The organism is Micromonospora sp. WMMD754 (assembly GCF_049315235.1).
GTDB lineage: Bacteria > Actinomycetota > Actinomycetes > Mycobacteriales > Micromonosporaceae > Micromonospora > Micromonospora sediminicola.
The window spans coordinates 5,480,919-5,497,589 of record NZ_CP186058.1; the positions used below are offsets into that span (position 1 = coordinate 5,480,919).

At 76.1% G+C, this 16,671-nt stretch carries 14 protein-coding genes and 1 pseudogene; 5 read left to right on the forward strand and 10 right to left on the reverse strand.

Features of this window, described 5'->3' with window-relative positions:
• Window positions 1-31: 31 nt before the first annotated feature.
• Window positions 32-1,129 carry a magnesium and cobalt transport protein CorA gene (locus ACN27B_RS25760; protein ID WP_099160870.1) on the forward strand — a complete coding sequence of 366 codons (1,098 nt, stop codon included), beginning with the start codon at window positions 32-34 and terminating at the stop codon, window positions 1,127-1,129.
• Here the strand turns inward: ACN27B_RS25760 and ACN27B_RS25765 are convergent.
• A complete protein-coding gene (locus ACN27B_RS25765; RefSeq protein WP_422741742.1) occupies window positions 1,071-2,132 on the reverse strand; it encodes a phosphotransferase in 1,062 nt (353 codons plus the stop codon). The genes ACN27B_RS25760 and ACN27B_RS25765 overlap by 59 nt on opposite strands.
• Before the next feature lie 110 nt (window positions 2,133-2,242).
• On the opposite strand from ACN27B_RS25765, the gene ACN27B_RS25770 reads away from it, so the two are divergent.
• The 3 genes from ACN27B_RS25770 to ACN27B_RS25780 all read left to right on the forward strand — a co-directional run bounded on the left by ACN27B_RS25770 (window position 2,243) and on the right by ACN27B_RS25780 (window position 3,939).
• The gene (locus tag ACN27B_RS25770; RefSeq protein ID WP_099160868.1) at window positions 2,243-2,632 is read left to right on the forward strand and encodes a YchJ family protein; all 390 of its coding nucleotides are present in this window, start codon (window positions 2,243-2,245) and stop codon (window positions 2,630-2,632) included.
• A gap of 222 nt (window positions 2,633-2,854) precedes the next feature.
• Window positions 2,855-3,553, forward strand: coding sequence for a hypothetical protein (locus ACN27B_RS25775; RefSeq protein WP_422741743.1), 699 nt, complete (start codon window positions 2,855-2,857; stop codon window positions 3,551-3,553).
• Complete coding sequence (locus ACN27B_RS25780; protein ID WP_099160867.1) at window positions 3,550-3,939, forward strand: VOC family protein; 390 nt, start codon at window positions 3,550-3,552, stop codon at window positions 3,937-3,939. Before ACN27B_RS25775 ends, ACN27B_RS25780 begins: the two co-directional genes overlap by 4 nt.
• 65 nt (window positions 3,940-4,004) lie before the next feature.
• Here the strand turns inward: ACN27B_RS25780 and ACN27B_RS25785 are convergent, their stop codons facing one another.
• From ACN27B_RS25785 to ACN27B_RS25825, 9 genes and pseudogenes are all read right to left on the reverse strand, one after another.
• On the reverse strand, window positions 4,005-4,391 hold the full coding sequence (locus ACN27B_RS25785; protein WP_099160866.1) for a DUF2267 domain-containing protein: 387 nt from the start codon (window positions 4,389-4,391) through the stop codon (window positions 4,005-4,007).
• A 58-nt stretch (window positions 4,392-4,449) separates the two neighbouring features.
• Window positions 4,450-6,312, reverse strand: coding sequence for a transketolase (locus ACN27B_RS25790; protein ID WP_422741744.1), 1,863 nt, complete (start codon window positions 6,310-6,312; stop codon window positions 4,450-4,452).
• Between the two features lie 79 nt (window positions 6,313-6,391).
• Entirely contained in the window at window positions 6,392-7,633 is a 1,242-nt protein-coding gene (locus ACN27B_RS25795) for an MFS transporter (RefSeq protein ID WP_422741745.1), read from the reverse strand.
• 506 nt (window positions 7,634-8,139) lie between these two features.
• Window positions 8,140-8,880, reverse strand: a pseudogene (locus ACN27B_RS25800) (mechanosensitive ion channel family protein); the annotation flags it as partial.
• Between the two features lie 54 nt (window positions 8,881-8,934).
• Entirely contained in the window at window positions 8,935-10,125 is a 1,191-nt protein-coding gene (locus ACN27B_RS25805; protein ID WP_422741746.1) for a hypothetical protein, read from the reverse strand.
• 53 nt (window positions 10,126-10,178) lie between these two features.
• Complete coding sequence (locus ACN27B_RS25810) at window positions 10,179-11,837, reverse strand: protein kinase domain-containing protein (RefSeq protein WP_422741747.1); 1,659 nt, start codon at window positions 11,835-11,837, stop codon at window positions 10,179-10,181.
• Window positions 11,838-12,219: 382 nt separating this feature from the next.
• Window positions 12,220-14,004 (reverse strand): hypothetical protein, encoded by a 1,785-nt coding sequence (locus ACN27B_RS25815; protein WP_422741748.1) that lies wholly within the window; start codon window positions 14,002-14,004, stop codon window positions 12,220-12,222.
• 94 nt (window positions 14,005-14,098) lie between these two features.
• The gene (locus ACN27B_RS25820) at window positions 14,099-14,539 is read right to left on the reverse strand and encodes a DUF4395 domain-containing protein (protein ID WP_422741749.1); all 441 of its coding nucleotides are present in this window, start codon (window positions 14,537-14,539) and stop codon (window positions 14,099-14,101) included.
• 130 nt (window positions 14,540-14,669) lie between these two features.
• A complete protein-coding gene (locus ACN27B_RS25825) occupies window positions 14,670-15,155 on the reverse strand; it encodes a TlpA family protein disulfide reductase (protein ID WP_253866414.1) in 486 nt (161 codons plus the stop codon).
• 211 nt (window positions 15,156-15,366) lie between these two features.
• Here ACN27B_RS25825 and ACN27B_RS25830 point away from each other — a divergent pair, with 211 nt between their 5' ends.
• The gene (locus ACN27B_RS25830) at window positions 15,367-16,500 is read left to right on the forward strand and encodes a peptidoglycan recognition protein family protein (RefSeq protein WP_091574305.1); all 1,134 of its coding nucleotides are present in this window, start codon (window positions 15,367-15,369) and stop codon (window positions 16,498-16,500) included.
• Window positions 16,501-16,671 lie beyond the last annotated feature (171 nt).

The following is a 16,671-nucleotide window of genomic DNA, read 5'->3' on the forward strand; positions in this document are numbered from 1 at the left end:
CCGTCGGTTTCCCGGGCGGCGGAGGTGTGGGGTGGACCGGATCCGGTGGCGGCCACGGCTGCCCGGCGTGGTCGGACGGCTGCTCGGGCGCGTCGACCCGACCAGCGCGCGCCGGCCTCGGCGGGCCAACCCGGACGCGGTGGTCGACTGCGCGGTCTACGTCGGCGGGCGGCGGGAACCGGGCCGGCCGCACTACGCCGACGCGTACGCCCGGGCCAGCCACGGCCGGCGTACCTTCGTCTGGCTCGGGCTGCACGAGCCGGGCGCGGCGGTGATGGCAGCGGTCGGGCGGACGTTCGGGCTGGACGAGCCGGCGGTGGAGCAGGCGCTCGCCGACGGGCACCGGCCGACCCTGCGGCGCTACGGCGACGTGACGCTGCTGGTGCTGCGCAGCGCCGGCTACGTCGAGCACACCGAGCTGACCGCCACCTCCGAGGTGGTGGACACCGGGGACGTGCTGGTGTTCGTCGGTGACCGGTTCGCGGTGACCGTCCGGCACGGCGCCACCGGCGCGCTCGCGCCCGTACGCGAGGAGGTGCAACGCCGCCCGGAGGTGCTGGCCGAGGGGCCGTGGGCGGTGGCGTACGCGGTCTGCGCCCGGATGGTCGACCTCTACCTGGAGGTCGCCGAGCACCTGGAACGGGACCTGGAGCGGGTGGAGGAGAGCGTGTTCGCCCGCGAGCGCGGCGCCGACATCCAGCACCTCTACCAGCTCAAGCGCGAGGTGGTGGAGTTCAAGCGGGCGGTGCTGCCGCTGCCGGCGGCGCTGCGCGCGCTGCAGGACTCCCCCGACGGCGGCCCGCCGCCCGCGCTGCGCCACCGGTTCACCGCCGTGTCCGACGGGCTGGGCCGGGCGGTCGAGCGGATCGGCGCGTACGACGAGCTGCTCACGTCGCTGGTCCAGTCGCGGCTGGCGCAGCTCGCGGTGGAGCAGAACCACGACATGCGCAAGATCGCGTCGTGGGCGGCGATCGCCGCCTCGCAGACCGCGGTGGCCGGCGTCTACGGGATGAACTTCGCGCACATGCCCGAGCTGCACTGGCGGTACGGCTACGCCGGCGCTCTGCTGCTCATGGCGACGGCGGCGGTGACGCTGCACCGGTTGTTCCGCCGCTCCGGCTGGCTCTGACCGGCCCGGCCAGGTCGGCCAGCTCCGCGTCGAGCAGCTCGGCCAGCAGCGCCACCCGGCCCGGGTCGGACTCCGCGGTGATGCCCCGGCTGGGCATCTCCACCGTCATCAGCAGGTAGAGGTGCAGCCGGTAGAGCCCGAGGCGTCGCCGCGCGCCCTCGTCCAGCGCGAACGGCGCGGCCGCCCGGTAGGCCCGGACCAGCGGGTCGTCAGGCTCGTCCTCGGCCCGGCGGAACAGCAACGGCGACACCAGGTCCAGCAGCGGGTCGCCGCACAGGTGCCGCTCGCCGTCGACCAGGCCGCTGAGCCGGGGCGTGCCGTCCGGCCCGTCCACCGCCAGCACGTTGCCGGCCCAACCGTCGAAGTGCAGCAACGCCGGGCGGCGCACCACGTCGAGGACGGCCGTGTGCCGGGCGACCAGCGCGCGGATCCGGGACGCGGGCACCGGCAGCGGCACCGCCCAGTCGGCCGCGTCGGCGAGCAGGTCGTCCACCATCGCGGTGTAGGCGCCCCGCCAGGTGGGGGCGGTGGCGCGGCCGCCGTCGTAGCCGTACCGGTCGCCGGTGACGGCGTGCAGCGCGGCCAGCGCCCGGCCGAACTCGGCGCGCAGCGGCCCGACGTCCGCGCCGGCCCGGGTCAGGTCCCACAGGGTACGGCCGGGCAGCCGCGCGGTGAGCAGCCAGTCGCCCAGCTCGGGGTGGCGGCCGTGGTGCAGCAGCGCCGGCACCGGCACCGCGGGCGCGCGAGCGGCCACCAGGCGCAGGTAGCGCGCCTCCGCGCCGATCATGTCCGCCTCGTAGCGCAGCAGCGGCACGTGCGGCGGTGGCCCGACCTTGAGCACCACGTCACGGCCGTCGGCCAGGCGCACCCACCACACCGCGGCGAAGCCGCCACCGCTCAACGGACCGCAGTCGACCACCTCGCCGGCCGGCCCGAGCGAGGCGGTCAGGTAACGGCGGACCCGTGCCGGGTCGAGGTCGCGCCGCGTCGGGCTCGCGCTCATGGTCCTCGGAGAGTAGTGCGGCTTCCCCGCCGGCGCTGCCCCGTGCACGGATGGCGGCGCCTGGCGGGACCCGTCGCGGGCGCGGCCGGGCGGCGGGCGAGAATCGTCGGATGGGGAAGCAGAACACGGCCTGCCCGTGCGGGTCGGGCCGGCCGTACGAGGACTGCTGCGCGCCGGTCCACCGGGGCGTCGCGACGGCGGCCACCGCGGAGGCGCTGATGCGCTCGCGGTTCAGCGCGTTCGCCCGCGGCGACGCCGACTACCTGCGGCACAGCTGGCACTCGCGCACCCGGCCGGCCCGGCTGGAGCTGGAGCCGGGCACCCGGTGGACCCGCCTGGAGGTGCTGCAGACCGCACAGGGCGGTCTGTTCGACAGCACCGGGACGGTCCGTTTCCGGGCCCACTACACCGAGGGCGGCCGGGCCGGGACGCTCGCCGAGCACAGCCGCTTCGCCCGGGAGGACGGCCGCTGGGTCTACCTCGACGCGCTGCCGGAATGAGGCGGGCCGGCGCGCCGGCCTCCCCCGGCAGCAGGATCCGGCTTAGACTGGGGCACGGCGCGGTCCCGCGCCCCACCTCCGATCCGGTGCCCACGCCACCGGCACGCGGAGGCAAAGGGGGCTTCGAGCCCTCGGGACGCGACACCTGACCACCGCGCGGCAGCGCACGGCACGGTCGCCGGAAGCGTGGGTTCCCGACCGGGTCGTGACAGGGAGCGCGCGATGACCCGTCAGAAGTCCTTCAAGTCCCGGGTACGCACCCGGATGGACAAGACCGGCGAGAGCTACACCACCGCCCGCCGGCAGATGCTCGCCAAGGCCGAACCCGCCCCCACCCCGTCGGTGGCCCCGGCCGGGGGACGGACCCAACAGGACCGGATCTCCGACGCGCTGCTGCGCGAGCGGACCGGGCGGGACTGGGCCGGCTGGTTCGACCGGCTCGACGCGTGGGGCGCGGTCGAGCGGCCCCACACCGAGACCGCCCGGTGGCTGGTCGACACGCACGGGGTGCCGGGCTGGTGGGCGCAGACCGTCACCGTCGGCTACGAGCAGGCGCGCGGCCTGCGCGCACCGGGTCAGCGGCGGGGCGGCGGATTCGAGGCCGGCGGCAGCCGGACCGTCGCCGTGCCGGTGCAGACGCTGTTCCACGCGTTCGCCGACGAGGCGACCCGCCGGCGCTGGCTGCCCGACGTCGAGGTGCGGGTGCGCACCGCGACGGCGCCGAAGACGTTCCGGGCGGACTGGGCGGATGGCCCGAGCCGGATCGTGGTCGGCCTGACCGCGGTCGGCGCGTCGAAGGCGCGGGTGGCGGTGCTGCACGAGAAGCTGGCCGACGCCGGCGAGGCGGAACGGCTCAAGGCGTACTGGCGGGACCGGTTGGGCGCGCTGAAGGCGCTGCTGGAGCGGGAGGCGGCCCGATGACCGGCGCGACGTTCGTCAACCTTCCGGTGCGCGACCTCGACGCCGCGGTGGCCTTCTTCACCGCCCTCGGCTTCGTCGCGGCGCCCCGGCCACCGGGCGCGCCGAGCGCGCAGCTCAGCTTCGGCGCGACCACGCACCTGGTCCTGCACCTCCCCGACGCCTTCGCCGCGTTCGCCGGCGCCGACGTCTGCGACACCGCGGCCGCCCGGGAGGTGATCGTGGGCCTCGGCGTGGACCGGCCCGAGCAGGTCGACGCGCTGGTCGAACGCGCGGTCGCCGCGGGTGGCACCGCGCTCGGGCCGGTCCAGGACCTCGGGCACCTCTCCATGCGCGGCTTCCGGGATCCCGACGGCCACCAGTGGTCGTTCCTGCACCTGGCCGGCTGATGCCCGGGCAGGTGCGTTAAGAGGGGGCCCCGCCTCTACCGGAGACGTTGAGCGGGGCCCCTTCCTTACATCCGTGGGGCGGGCTGGGCCAGTTCGCCGATCTCCCGGGGCAGCTGGGCCATCGCCCGGTTGAACTCCGCGGGTCCGACCACCCGGTGCAGCGCCTGCAGCACCGCACGCGCGCCGCGCTCGGCGTCGGCCGGGGTCGCGCCGGCCCGCTCGGCGATCCGGCGCAGGAACTCGTCGTACCCGAAGGCCTGCGGGTCCTCGACCCGCGCCCGGGCCAGCAGCGGGCGCAGCTCGTGTGCCACGTGCTCGCTCAGGTCGGCGGCCTCGCCGCCGCTGATCCGCTCGGCGAGTGTGCGCAGCGTCGCCTCGGTCAGCGCCCGCGCGGACTCCTCCGACACACCCGCGCGGGCGGACACCCGCGCGTAGAACTCCGGTTCGGCCATGGTCGGTCCTCCCGTCGGCGGCAGCGTGGCTACCCGCCGGGGGCCCGGCCAAACCCGGTCAGGCCAGGGCGCGGGCGGCCGAGACGACCGCGTGCACGCCGATCCCGGCGCGGTCGAGCTGCTGGGTGGGTGTGCCGGAGCCGGGCAGCCCGCGCACCGCGAGGTGGCGGACCCGCGCCGGCGCGTCCAGGTCGGCCAGTTCCTCCAGCACCGCGGAGCCCAGGCCGCCCTCCGGGTAGTGGTCCTCCACCACCACCAGCCGCCCCCCGGTGTCGCGGACGGCCTCCAGCAGGCGGTCCCGGTCCACCGGCTTGATCGAGTAGAGGTCCACCACCCGGGCGTCGATCCCCTCCCGGGTCAGCTCGTCGGCGGCGGCGAGGCAGACGTGCACGGTGACGCCGGTGCCGAGCAGCGCGACGTCACCGCCGTCGCGGACCACCCGGCTGCCGCCGACCGGGAACTCCTCGCCGTCGTCGTAGAGCACCGGGTAGGCGCCGCGGGTGGTGCGCAGGTAGCTGACGCCGGGGCGGTCGGGCAGCTGGGCGACCAGGGCCGCGCAGGAGACCGCGTCGGCGGGGCAGAGCACCGTCGAGCCGGGCACCGCGCGCAGCGCGGCGATGTCCTCCAGCCCCATCTGGGACGGGCCGTCCGGGCCGATCTCCACCCCGGCGTGCGAGCCGACCAGCGTGATGTCGGCACGGGAGACGCCGGCCATCCGGATGAAGTCGTAGGCGCGGGACCAGAACGCGGCGAACGTCGCCGCGAACGGCCGCCGGCCGCGTACCGCCAGGCCCACGGCCGCGGCGGCGAGCTGCTGCTCGGCGATGAACATCTGGAAGAACCGGTCCGGGTACGCCTCGGCGAAGCGGTCGGCCCGGGTGGAGTCGCTGACCTCGCCGTCGAGGGCCACCACGTCCGGCCGGACCGCGCCGAGCGCGCGCAACGCGTCCCCGTACGCGTCCCGGGTCGCGACCTTCGCGCCGCGCGACCAGCGGGGCAGCTCGGGTCGCCGGTGCTCGACCGGGGTGGCGCGCGGCGCGGCGGGCGGCTTCGGCCCGGCGACCCGGATCCGCCGGGGTCCGCCGAGCGCCCGCACCGCCCGGTCGGCCAGCTCGGGGTCGAGCGCCTTGCCGTGCCAGGACGGGTCGTTCTCGATCTCGGGCACCCCGCGGCCCTTGACCGTGCGGGCCAGCACCACGGTCGGTCCGGTGGCCTCCCGCGCCTGCCCGTACGCGTCGTCGATCGCACCGAGGTCGTGCCCGTCGACGACGATCGCCCGGCAGCCGAACGCCTCGACCCGCCGCCGGTAGCTGTCCAGGTCCCACTCCAGCTCGGTCGGGCCGCGCTGCCCCAGCCGGTTGACGTCGACGATCGCGGTCAGGGCGCGCAGCCCGTAGTGGCCGGCCTTGTCCAGGGCCTCCCAGATCGAGCCCTCAGCCATCTCGCTGTCGCCGCACAGCACCCAGACGTGGGCCGGCGAGCGGTCGAGGTACTGGGCGCCCAGGGCCACGCCGACGCCCACCGGCAGGCCCTGGCCGAGCGAGCCGGTGGCCACGTCCACCCAGGGCAGAACCGGGGTGGGGTGGCCCTGCAGGCGCGAGCCGGACCGGCGGTACGTCTCCAGCAGCTCCTGCTCGCTGATCGCGCCGGTGGCCCGGAACACCGCGTACAGCAGCGGCGAGGCGTGCCCCTTGGAGAAGATCAGGTGGTCGTTGCCGGGGTTGCCCGGGTAGGACCAGTCGTAGCGCAGGTGCCGGGCGACCAGCACCGCGAGCAGGTCGGCGGCGGAGAGGCTGGAGGTGGGGTGCCCGGAGCCGGCCATCGTCGTGCACCGGATCGCGTCCACCCGCAGTTGGGCGGCCAGCTCCGCCAGCCCGGTCAGGTCCTCGTCGCGCAGCGTGCGCTCTGCTTCCAACGTCACCGCTATCGTCTCCCCGCGGTCGGTCGTGTCCGGACCCACCGTAATCCTGAATGCGATGATTCATCCCTTTTCTGGCAACTCACCCCCGTCCGGCGAACAGCCAGAGCGCCACCAGCAGATAGGGCAGCACGGCCACCGCGAAGGCGACCGGATTGCCCACCGCGCCGGCGAGCAGCCCGTACGCGCCGTAGAAGGCGACGGTGGTCAGGTCGGTGGCCATCCCGGCCAGCGAGGTGACAGTGGCCCGCGCGGAACCGCTGATCCGGGCCTGGAGCCGGACGTCGGCCAGCACGGTGGCGAGCTGGAACGCGGCGAACGCCACCGCCAGCAGCAGGAAGCCCCCCGGGTGCCGCGCCAGCGCCCCGGCCGCCAGCGCCACCGCCGCGACGAGCAGGAGGCCGGCGTACCCGCGACGGGACAGCCGCTCGCCCCACGGGGCGAGCAGTCCGCCCACGGACATCCCGGCCCACACCAGCAGGAGCAGCAGCGGCACGGTCACCTCGGCCACCCCGGTGTCCCGGGCCAGCAGCCCGGTGTACTCGTCCAGGCCACCCCAGATCGCGGCCACCGCGGCGACCAGCAGCACGGCCGCGCGGACGGCGCGGTCGGCCCGCACCTCGGCGAGGCCCCCGCGCAGGCTGTCCAGCCAACCGGGCTCGTCGTCGTCCGGCGCCTCCCCCGGGCCCGACGGCGGGGCGACGGCCGACGGGGTGGCGAGCGGCGCGACGGCGGCCGGCGCGGTGCGGTGCTCCGGGAAGCGGGCCGCGACCGCGGCGGCGAGCAGGCAGGTCGCCACGCTGGCCGCGCCGACGGCGAGGTAGCCGCCGACCGCGAACACCGGCCCGGCGAGCACCCCCGAGCCGACCGCGCCGAGCACCTCGGCGGTGCGGGTGCGGCCGATCAGCCGGGCGTAGCGGTCGGCCGCGCCGAGACGGTCCAGCTCGGTGAAGACCAGCGCCTCCAGCGCGCCGGAGCGCAACGCGCCGCCGGCGCCCCAGAGCAGGAACCCGACGGCGAACGCCGGATAGGACGGCAGCAGCACCCAGAGCGCGAAACCGGCGGCCGTGAGCAGCGGCGCCAGGCAGAGCAGCAGCCGGCGGGAGAGCGCGTCGGCCAGGGCCCCCGACGGCACCTCCAACAGGATGCCGGCGACCGCCCAGAGGACGAACAGCGTCGAGATCTGCCCGACCGACAGCCCGGTGTCGGCGAACAGCAGCACGTAGAGCGGGTAGAGCAGGACGAGGTCGGTGAGGAACGCGTAGCCGTAGAGCGTCGCCGCCAGGCGGCGGGTCGCGGGCACGCGGGCAGGTGCGACGAGCATGAGGCCTTCCCACGGGACGTGACGGACACCGGGCGCAGTGCACGGCGTCCGCGGTGGCCCGCGGCCTCGTCGCTCAGGAAGGCATCAACATCGCCAGGTCATGCCGACGATCGTAGCCGGACCCGCGCCGGCGGGTGGTCCCGTGCGACACGCGACCGGGGCGGGACCCGACGTCGGATCCCGCCCCGGTGTCGCGCGACGAGGGGTCAGCGGCGGAACTTGTCCACGTCCGCCGGCGGGATGACCATCGTGGCCTCGCTGTCCGCGGCCTGCTCGGCCGTGGGCTGGCGGGGTGCGGTCGGCTGGGTGCGCTCGGAGTCGGAGAACGACGGGATCGCCTGGGTGACGTCCGTGGACGCCGTCGGGCTGGTCTCCGCGCCGGTCCGGGCCGGCACCGGCTGGGTCGGCTCGGAACCCGCGTACGCCGACACCGGCTGGGTGCGGTCGGCCTCGGCGTCGCGGGCCACCGGCTGGGTCAGCTCCGCCTCGCCGTACGGGTCCGACGTGGCCAGGCGGGCCGCCACGTCACGTCGACCGGCCTGGTAGGCGCGGGCGTGGGTGGCGATGGTCCGGGACTCTTCCTCGGCCCGGGTCAGCCAGGTCTCCCAGCGGCTCTGCATCGGCCGGACCAGCCCGCCGCCGACGCCGACGACCAGGATGCCGCCGACGGTGGCGAGCACCGCGATCAGCACCGGGGTGGTCACCGCGGTGGCGACGCCGATCTGGTTGAGCGCGGCGATCACGCCCAGGCCCAGGATGAACACCGAGGCGAGGTTGGCCAGCACCCGACCGTAGGAGAGACCGCCGAGCGCGCTGGAGATGATGTCCTTCACCGCGCGGGCGATGGCCGCGGCCACCACGACGATGACGATGGCGACGAACGCCCGGGGCAGCCAGGCGACGACGCCGGCGATCAGGTCGGAGATCGGGTTGGGACCCCAGATGCCGAACGCGAGCTGCAGCGTGACCAGCAGCACGCCGTAGTAGGCGAGCTTGGCGACGATGTCGCTGGCGTCGTACTTCGAGCGGGCCAGCGCGGTCTTGATGCCGCCGCGTTCGACCGCCCGGTCGAAGTGCACCCGCTCGAGGACCTTGTCCACCAGCTTGAGCACGGCCTTGGCGATCAGCCAGCCGACGACCAGGATGGCGACGAACGCGACCGCCTTGGGCAGGAACAGCATCACCGAACGGAACGCGTCGCCCACCGCGTCGCCGAAGTTGTCTCTCATCGAAGGGCCTCCACGCATGTGGTCAGGATCGTTCCGGAAGGCCTACCCGGGCCCACGCGCGCGGAAACGCGGTCAGCCCCCGGGGCAGCGGTAGCTGACCCGGGTGCCGGCCTGCACCGGCGCGGGCTCGATGATGTTCACGGTGGCCGTCCCGGTGGTCGCGCCGACCCCGCTGAACGTCCACCTGAGGGTGAGCGTGGCGGTCCGCTGCCCGCTGCCGACCCGCTCGCTGAGCAGCGCGCCGGGCGGCGCGTCGGAGCGGAACCACTGGTAGCGGATCGTGCCGGCGCGCCCGTTGGTGCGGACCGTGGCCACCACGTCGACGGTCACGTCGCACGCGATGCCGGGCGGCCGGGGCACCGCCACCGCGACCTGCTCGACCTCCAACGGCCGCAGCCGCTGCCACAGGTAGAGACCGACCGTCACCAGCAGCGCGGCGGTGAGCAGGGTGGACAGCACCGAGACGACCCGACGCCAGAGCGGCCGCGGCGGCCGGATCGGCGGCGCGACCGGCCAGGCCGGCGGCGGTGGCGGGGTCGCCGGCACGCCCGGGCCGAACCGCAGCTCGCCGCCGGACGCCGGCGCGGGCACGCCGCCCACCGCCCGCGCGGTCGGATCCCGGTACGCGCCGGCGGTCGCTCCCGCCGTCGGGGCGGCCGGCCCGGTGGACGTCGGCCGGTACGCGGCGGTCGACGCCCCGGTGACCTGCTGCGGCGGGGCGAGGTGCACGGTCGGCTCGGCCCGAACCGCCCCGGCCACGCCCGTACCACCGAGGTCCACCGTCCCGTCGGCGTCGGGCCGGCCGGGCTGACGCGGGCCGGCGAGACGCGCCGTCGGATCGGCGTCGCCGGGCCGGGCCACCCCCGGGCCGGCGAGGTGCACCGTCGCATCGCTCTCGGCGGGCGGCGTCGCTCCCCGACCGGCGAGGCGCACCGTCGGATCGGCGTCGCCGGGCCGGGCCGCCCCCGGACCGGCGAGGTACACCGTCGCATCGCTCTCGGCGGGCGGCGTCGCTCCCCGACCGGCGAGGCGCACCGTCGCACCGGCGTCGGCGGGCGGGCTCGCTCCCTGGCCGGCGAGGTGCACGGTCGGTTCCGCCGCGCCCGCGGGGTCGACGGTCAGGGGCGCGGTGGCATCCGCGTCGGCCGGTGGTCGGGGCGGGACGAGGTGGACGGTGGGCGCGGCGGCCTGCGCGTCGCGGGCCGGGTCGGCGGGCAGGGCGCGGGTGGGCAGCGCCTCGGTGGGCTCCTCCGGCCGCGTCACGCCGGCCGTCCCCGGTCCGGACTGCGGTGCTGGGCAACGGGCACGTCGTACTCCTAGCCGGGGGTGCAGTAGGTGTAGAGCGTCACGTACACCGGTTTCGCCGAGGTGGTCGCGTTGCCGGCGGCGTCGACGGCGGTGACCTGGACCGGGATGCGGCTGCTCTGTTTCGGCGCCGCGAACGGACCGAGCGTGCCGGTGAACACGCCGCGCCCGGCGGCGGCCATCCGGACCGTTCCGGTGGCGCCCTCCAGGGTGTAGCGGAACGTGACCTTCAGGGCGGCCGGACCGCTGCGGTCGTCGGTGACGGAGACGGAGACGGTGCTGCTCTGGATCCCGAACGGGCAGCCCCTCGGTTCGAGCTGACCCGGATCGGCGCTGACGCCGCCGACGACCGGCGCGGTGACGTCCGGCGGGGGCGGCGGCGTGGTGCTGCGCGACGGGGTGGGGGTCGGTGCGCTGGTGCGGACCGGCGGGCGGGTCGGCGCCCGGGTTCCGTCCGGCGTGGCGGACGGCGTACCGGCCGGCGGGGTGGGCAGGACGGACGGCGTGGCCGGCGGCGACGCGGTGGGGGTGACGTCCGGGGGCGTGACGGCCGTCGGGTCCGGTGTGGTCGGGTCGGTCGGGGTGGGACCGGCGGGTGACGGGCCGGCGGGAACCTCGGCGGCGGCCGGGCTCTCGCGGGCGGCGTAGCTGTAGCCGGCGCCGCCGGCCAGCACGGCGGCGACCACGGCGCCGGCCGCCAGCATGGTGCGCTTGCGTCCCCGCCGGAACAGGCCGCCCCGGCCGGCCGAGGCGCCGAGCGCGGTGCTGGCCACCGCGGTGGCGCCCTCCGCCCGGTCGGGGAACGGCCACAGCGCGGCGAGCAGCGCGGCCCGGCGGGCCAGCTCGCGCAACCCGCGTTCCTCCCACTCGGGCCCGTACCCGGCACCGGCCACCCGGTCGAGCAGCTCCAGGAAGACCTGGGCCGGTTGCGGCCGGTCGTCGGGGCTCTTGGCCATCCCGTGCCGCAGCAGCTCGTGCACCGGGGCGGGCGCCGGGTCGGTGGGGATCGGCGCGGTGGCGTGCTGCTCGCGCAGGGAGAGCAGGTCCGGACCCTGGTACGGGGGCCGCCCGGTGAGGCACTCGAAGAACGTGGCGGTGGCGGCGTAGATGTCGCAGGCGGGGCTGGCCGGGGCGCCGGTCCACTGCTCGGGGGCCATGTAGCGGGGCGTGCCGGAGACGGTGGTGTCCGAGCCCCGGCCGATCGGCATGGCGATGCCGAAGTCGGCGAGCTTGCTCGACCCGGCACCGGTGACCAGCACGTTCTCCGGCTTGTAGTCCCGGTGCACGACCCCGTGCGCGTGCGCGGCGGCGAGCCCGGCGAGCGAGCCCTTCAACACGCAGAGCGCCGCCTCGGGGGTGGTCGGGCCGTGCGCGCGCAGCATCTGCCGCAGCGAGACACCGTCGACCAGTTCCATCACGATGGCGGCGCCGTGCGGAGACTCGACGTACTCGTAGAGCCGGCTGACGTGCCGGTCGTCGATCTCGCCGAGCAACCGGGCCTCGTCGCGGAAGGCGGTGCGGAACGAGGAGTCGGCCCCGAGGTCGCGGACCAGATACTTGATCGCGACCGGGGTGCCGGTGTCGTCGTGGGTGGCGAGCACGACACTGCCCGACGCCCCGGAGCCGAGCTCACGAACCGGCGTGTAGCCGGACAGCTGCCAGCCGCTCATGCGACGAACCCCACCGCGATCCAGGGACGGCTGCCGGTTGCCGCCTCGCTGGTCATTCTGGTCGCGCCGGCGCCGCCGGCCATCGGCGCAACGGACGCTTCCGTACGCCGGACGGCGGCCCCGGACCGGAGGTGTCCCGCCGGTCCGGGGCCGGGCGGCGGATGGTCGGTAACGGACACACCGCCACTGCAGCAGACCCGCGCAACCCTCAGCCGGTGGGTCGCTCCCGGTCGACGGCCCGCCCTTCACCGGCATATTCGCGGCGCGGTCGTCCCGGACCGGATCGTCCTTGATCGACTCCACCTCGGCGAAGTGGCGCCATCAGAGGCCCTCGGACGGCACCACTTCGGCGACATGGAGTCGATCAAGGACGGCCGACCGGTCAGATCCGGCGGGCGGGCGGGACGCCTCCGGGCGGAGGCTCGCGGAGCAGCCAGACCGGGTTGCTCGCCCCGACGATCGCGCCGTCGCGGTCCCGGACCTGGGTGCGCACGTACGCCCCGGCGCCCACCCGCACCGGCAGGTCGTGCCAGCCCTGTCGCAGCTCCCGCCACAGCACCTGACCGGTCCGGATCGCGGGGGTCGGGTCCGCCGCGCCGGCCCGGTCGACGTCGCCGGTGACCACTTCCAGGATGGACCCGGCCGGCAGGTCGGTGGCCCGCAGCCGCACCGTCACGGTGTCCTCGGCGACCGTCGGCAGCGCGCCCATGGCGCTGCGCCCGCCGAGTTCCAGGTCCAGGGCGCCCCGGTAGACGGCGAGGTCGGCGAACCACGCCTGCCCGGCGCGCAGCGCGGCGACGAGGTCCTCCCGGTCGGTCGAGGCCGCCCAGACGGAGGTGACGTACCGGTCCCGACCGGTCCGCCAGTCGGTGCCGTTGTGGTCGTCGGTGACGCCGACGGCGGTCAGCGGGATCGCGTTGCGGGCCGCCACGTCGTACGCCCAGAGGTGGTCGGCGACCGGGGCCCGTCCGATCTCGATCAGGTCGACGCCGAGCGCGTCCCGGGTCACCAGCAGCCGGGCCAGGGAGTCGCGGCGTTCCACGTCCAGCGGGTGGTTCCAGCAGACCACGCCGCCGTGGCCGTGCAGGAACTCCACCATCCGCTCGGTCGCCTCGACGTCGTCGTCGCGGTAGGGCGGGGACGGGAAGCGGGGCAGCGTGCCGTCGCCGCCGAACCAGTTGAGGTGCCGGACCATCGACACCTCGTAGGCCCGGTGGTGGGTCACGCCCGGGTAGGCGTCGGCGTAGCCGGCCAGCACCTCGGCGCGCAGCTCCTCGCCGGCCTGCCCGGCGCGGCGGGCCCGGTCGAAGACCAGCCGGTCGACCAGGTACGCGCCGCGCGCGCCGCCGGCCACCGTCACGCCGAGGCGCAGCCCGCGCAGCGAGTTGTCGCCGGCCACCAGGTCGGGCCAGAGCCGCCGCGCGTCGGCGAGCAGGTCCAGCGTGTGCCGCCGCCAGGCGCCGATCGGCGCGGGCAGGTCGACGGTGCCGTGCCGGCCGTCGGCGGTGTGCCGGACCGCGTCCGTCGCGCCCAGCCGGTAGCGCAGTACCAGTTGGCCGGCGGGTCGTCCCGGACCGGCCGGGTGGTGGGACAACGCGATCTCGACGGTCAGCGTGGCGTCCGGCCCGGCCGCCTCGGGCCGCACGTCGAGGTGCAGCGTGGTGTCGGAGATGTTCCCGGTGTGGGTCCAGTTCCAGGCCTTGCCGGCGTACCAGTGGGTGCCGGTGCCGGCGGCGCTGAGGCGCAGCGCGCGGCCGGGACCGTCGGCGGCGTCCGGCGCGGCCACGAACTCGGCGGCCGACCCGGTGAGCCGCCCCTCGGTGGCGGCCGTCCAGGTCCAGGCCAGACCGCCCTCCAGCTCCTGCGGGCCGTCGAAGTGGACGACCCGGCGGTGGTCGTGGGCGGCGACGCGGAAGTCGTGGTCGGTCCACCAGAGCACGTCGACGGCGTTGCGGCGGGCCTGGTCGAGGTGGGCGGCGTAGCTGGCGATGCCCTCGCTGAACGAGGCGTGCAGGTGCATCGCCATGCTGATCGGCCGCCGTCCGCGCGGCGCCGGCGGCCGGTCGGCGGTGGCGGCCAGCCCGACCGGAACGCCGATCCCGGCGAGCGCCAGCCCGCCGGCGGCGGCGAGCACGCTGCGCCGGTCCAGTCGCGCCCGACCACCCATGCCATTCCCCCGTCCCCGTGCCGGCCGGGCCAGCGTACGGGCGGCACGGGCCGGGGCGGCATCCGGCGATCGTGCCGGTGTTCGGGCGGGGCGGTCAGCGGGGCGGGACGGCGACCCGGGCGGCGAGCGGGCGGCCGGTCAGCCGACGGACCGCCAGGTAGGCCTCGCAGCCGAGGCAGAGCCCGAACGCCGCGTTGAGGAACGCGGCGGCCAGCGCCGCGGCGGTGGCGATCAGGCCGACCACGGGCGCGCCGGCGAGGAAGCCGGCGGCGCCGACGGTGGCGAAGACCAGCCCGACGATCTGGGCGAACCGCACCGGGGCGGCCGGTTCCCGCTCGGCCGGGGGGCCCAGCCGGGGCGCGACCAGGGCCCGGAAGAGCAGGCCGTACGGGCCGAGACGCGGGGCGGCGGCGGTGAGCGCGAAGACCACGGCCTGGGCGAGGACGAGCAGCCCCGAGCCGGTGACCAGGGCGACGGCGAGGACGACGGTGGTGAGGGCGGCGGCGAAGCGCGGCCCCCGGGGGTCGAGCAGCATGGGGGTTCCGTTTCGGACGGCGGGGCGGGCGGTCAGGCGGGACGGGCCGACGCACAGAGGCTCGCCGCGAGCCGGCCGTGGTCCACCACCCGCCGCCGGGTCAGCCGCACGCCCGCCGAGCGCCGACCGGTCACCGGGCGGCGCCGGCGGTGAGCGGGGCGAGCGCCGCGAGCAGCTCGGCCCGGTCGGGCACGCCGGCGGCCCGGCGCACGACGCGTCCGGCCGCGTCCACCACCAGCACCGTCGGGGTACGCCAGACGTCCAGGTCGCGGGCCGCGTCGAGGTGCTCGTCCACGCCGACCTCCCGCAGCGCCACCCCGTCGAGGCGACCGGTGACGTCGTCGAGGACGCGGCGGGTGGCCCGGCACGGCGCGCAGACCGGGGCGGAGAACTGCACCAGCGTGACCACGCCGGGGCGTACCCCGAGGGCGGCGAGGGTGGCCCGGTGCGGGGCGTCGCCGGCGGCGGCCGACGCGTCGCGGTCCGCCGCGCCCGGCGGGCGTTCGCGGACAGCCCGCAGCCGACCGTCGTGGCGGCGGCGCCACCAGCCGAACGCGCCGGCGACCGCGAGCACGGCGACGAGCACGAGGACTCCGGTCAGGCTGGGCGGGCGCACCGCACCAGGCTGCCACGCCGGGCGGCGGCGCGACATGGTCCGTCCCGGTCAGCGGACGTGACATCGCCTACGTCGGTGGTAGGAGTCGCCGGCCGTCGGTGGCATTTGTCCTCTGGCGCGCCGCCCGTCCGTGGCAATATTCTCCAACTCGCGCGCAGCAGTTGGAGTTCCTTTACATCGCCCGGTCCGACCGGGCCATCGAGGAGATGCCATGCACTTCGACCACCCCGAGCTGGACCGCCGTACGCTGCTGCGGGCCGGCCTCGGCGCCGCCGCGGTCGCGGTCGTCGGGAGCGAGCTCGCCCTGCCCTCCGCCGCGCAGGCCGCGCCGGGCGCGGACCTCGACTGGATCATCAGCTGCGACGAGTGGGCGGCCCGGCCGCCGGCGGACCCGCTGTCGGTCAGCGCCATCCCGACCAACAAGATCATCGTGCACCACATGGCGTTCCCGAACGTCACCGACTACTCCGAGGAACACGCCAAGCAGCTCGCCCGCGACTGCCAGGACCTGCACATGGACGGCAACGGCTGGTCCGACACCGGGCAGCACTTCACGGTGAGCCGGGGCGGCCACGTCCTGGAGGGACGGCACGGCAGCCTGGAGCGGCTCCAGGCCGGCGACCGGCAGATGATCGCCGCGCACTGCCCGGGTGAGAACGGCCGGGCCATCGGCATCGAGAACGAGGGCACCTACGTCACCGAGACGCCGCCCGAGGAGCTGATCGCCGGGCTGGTGCGGCTGTGCACCGCGATCTGCCGGCAGTACGGCCTGCACGCGCACGACATCTTCGGCCACTGGGACTTCCGCGCCACCCAGTGCCCGGGCGCGATGTTCTACCGCGAGTTCCCCGCGCTGCGCCGCCAGGTCTTCCGCAGGCTCGGCACCCGCCTGGGCGACGTGCCGGCGCGACGGTGGCCGGACATCTGGCGCTTCGTCGGCGGTCCGGTGGTCCAGGTCGCGCAGCACCTGCTCACGTTCCGGGGCTACGCCGTGCCGGTCACCGGCGTGTTCGACGCCGCCACCGTGGCGGCGGTGCAGGACTGGCAGGCGCGCAACGGCATCCCGGTCGACGTCGACGCCACGCTCACCGCGCCGACCTGGGAGACGCTCGCGCCGGAGCTGGACCAGCGCGACAGCGGCGTCCCGGTGACCGCGGCGCAGTTCATGCTGAACTCCAAGGGCTACGCGGAGGTCCTCCCGACGGGCGAGTACGACCACGCCACCCGCACCGCGGTCAAGGACCTGCAGCGCCTGCACGGGCTGCCGCCCACCGGCAAGCTCAGCACCACCACCTGGTGCGCCCTGGTGGGGGGTGTGGTGCGCCAGTCGTTCCACAAGCACTGACGGCGCACCGGCGGGGAGAGCGGTGGGGGGTGGCAACGGCGCCACCCCCCACCGCCGTGTCCGGCGTGGACAGCCGGCGGGCGAAACGTCGGCATTCGCGGGTGGTGAACGACGGGTATCCCGGGCGGCGGTCCTCCGCCGATCATTGCCCGGAGATAGATATGAGTCATT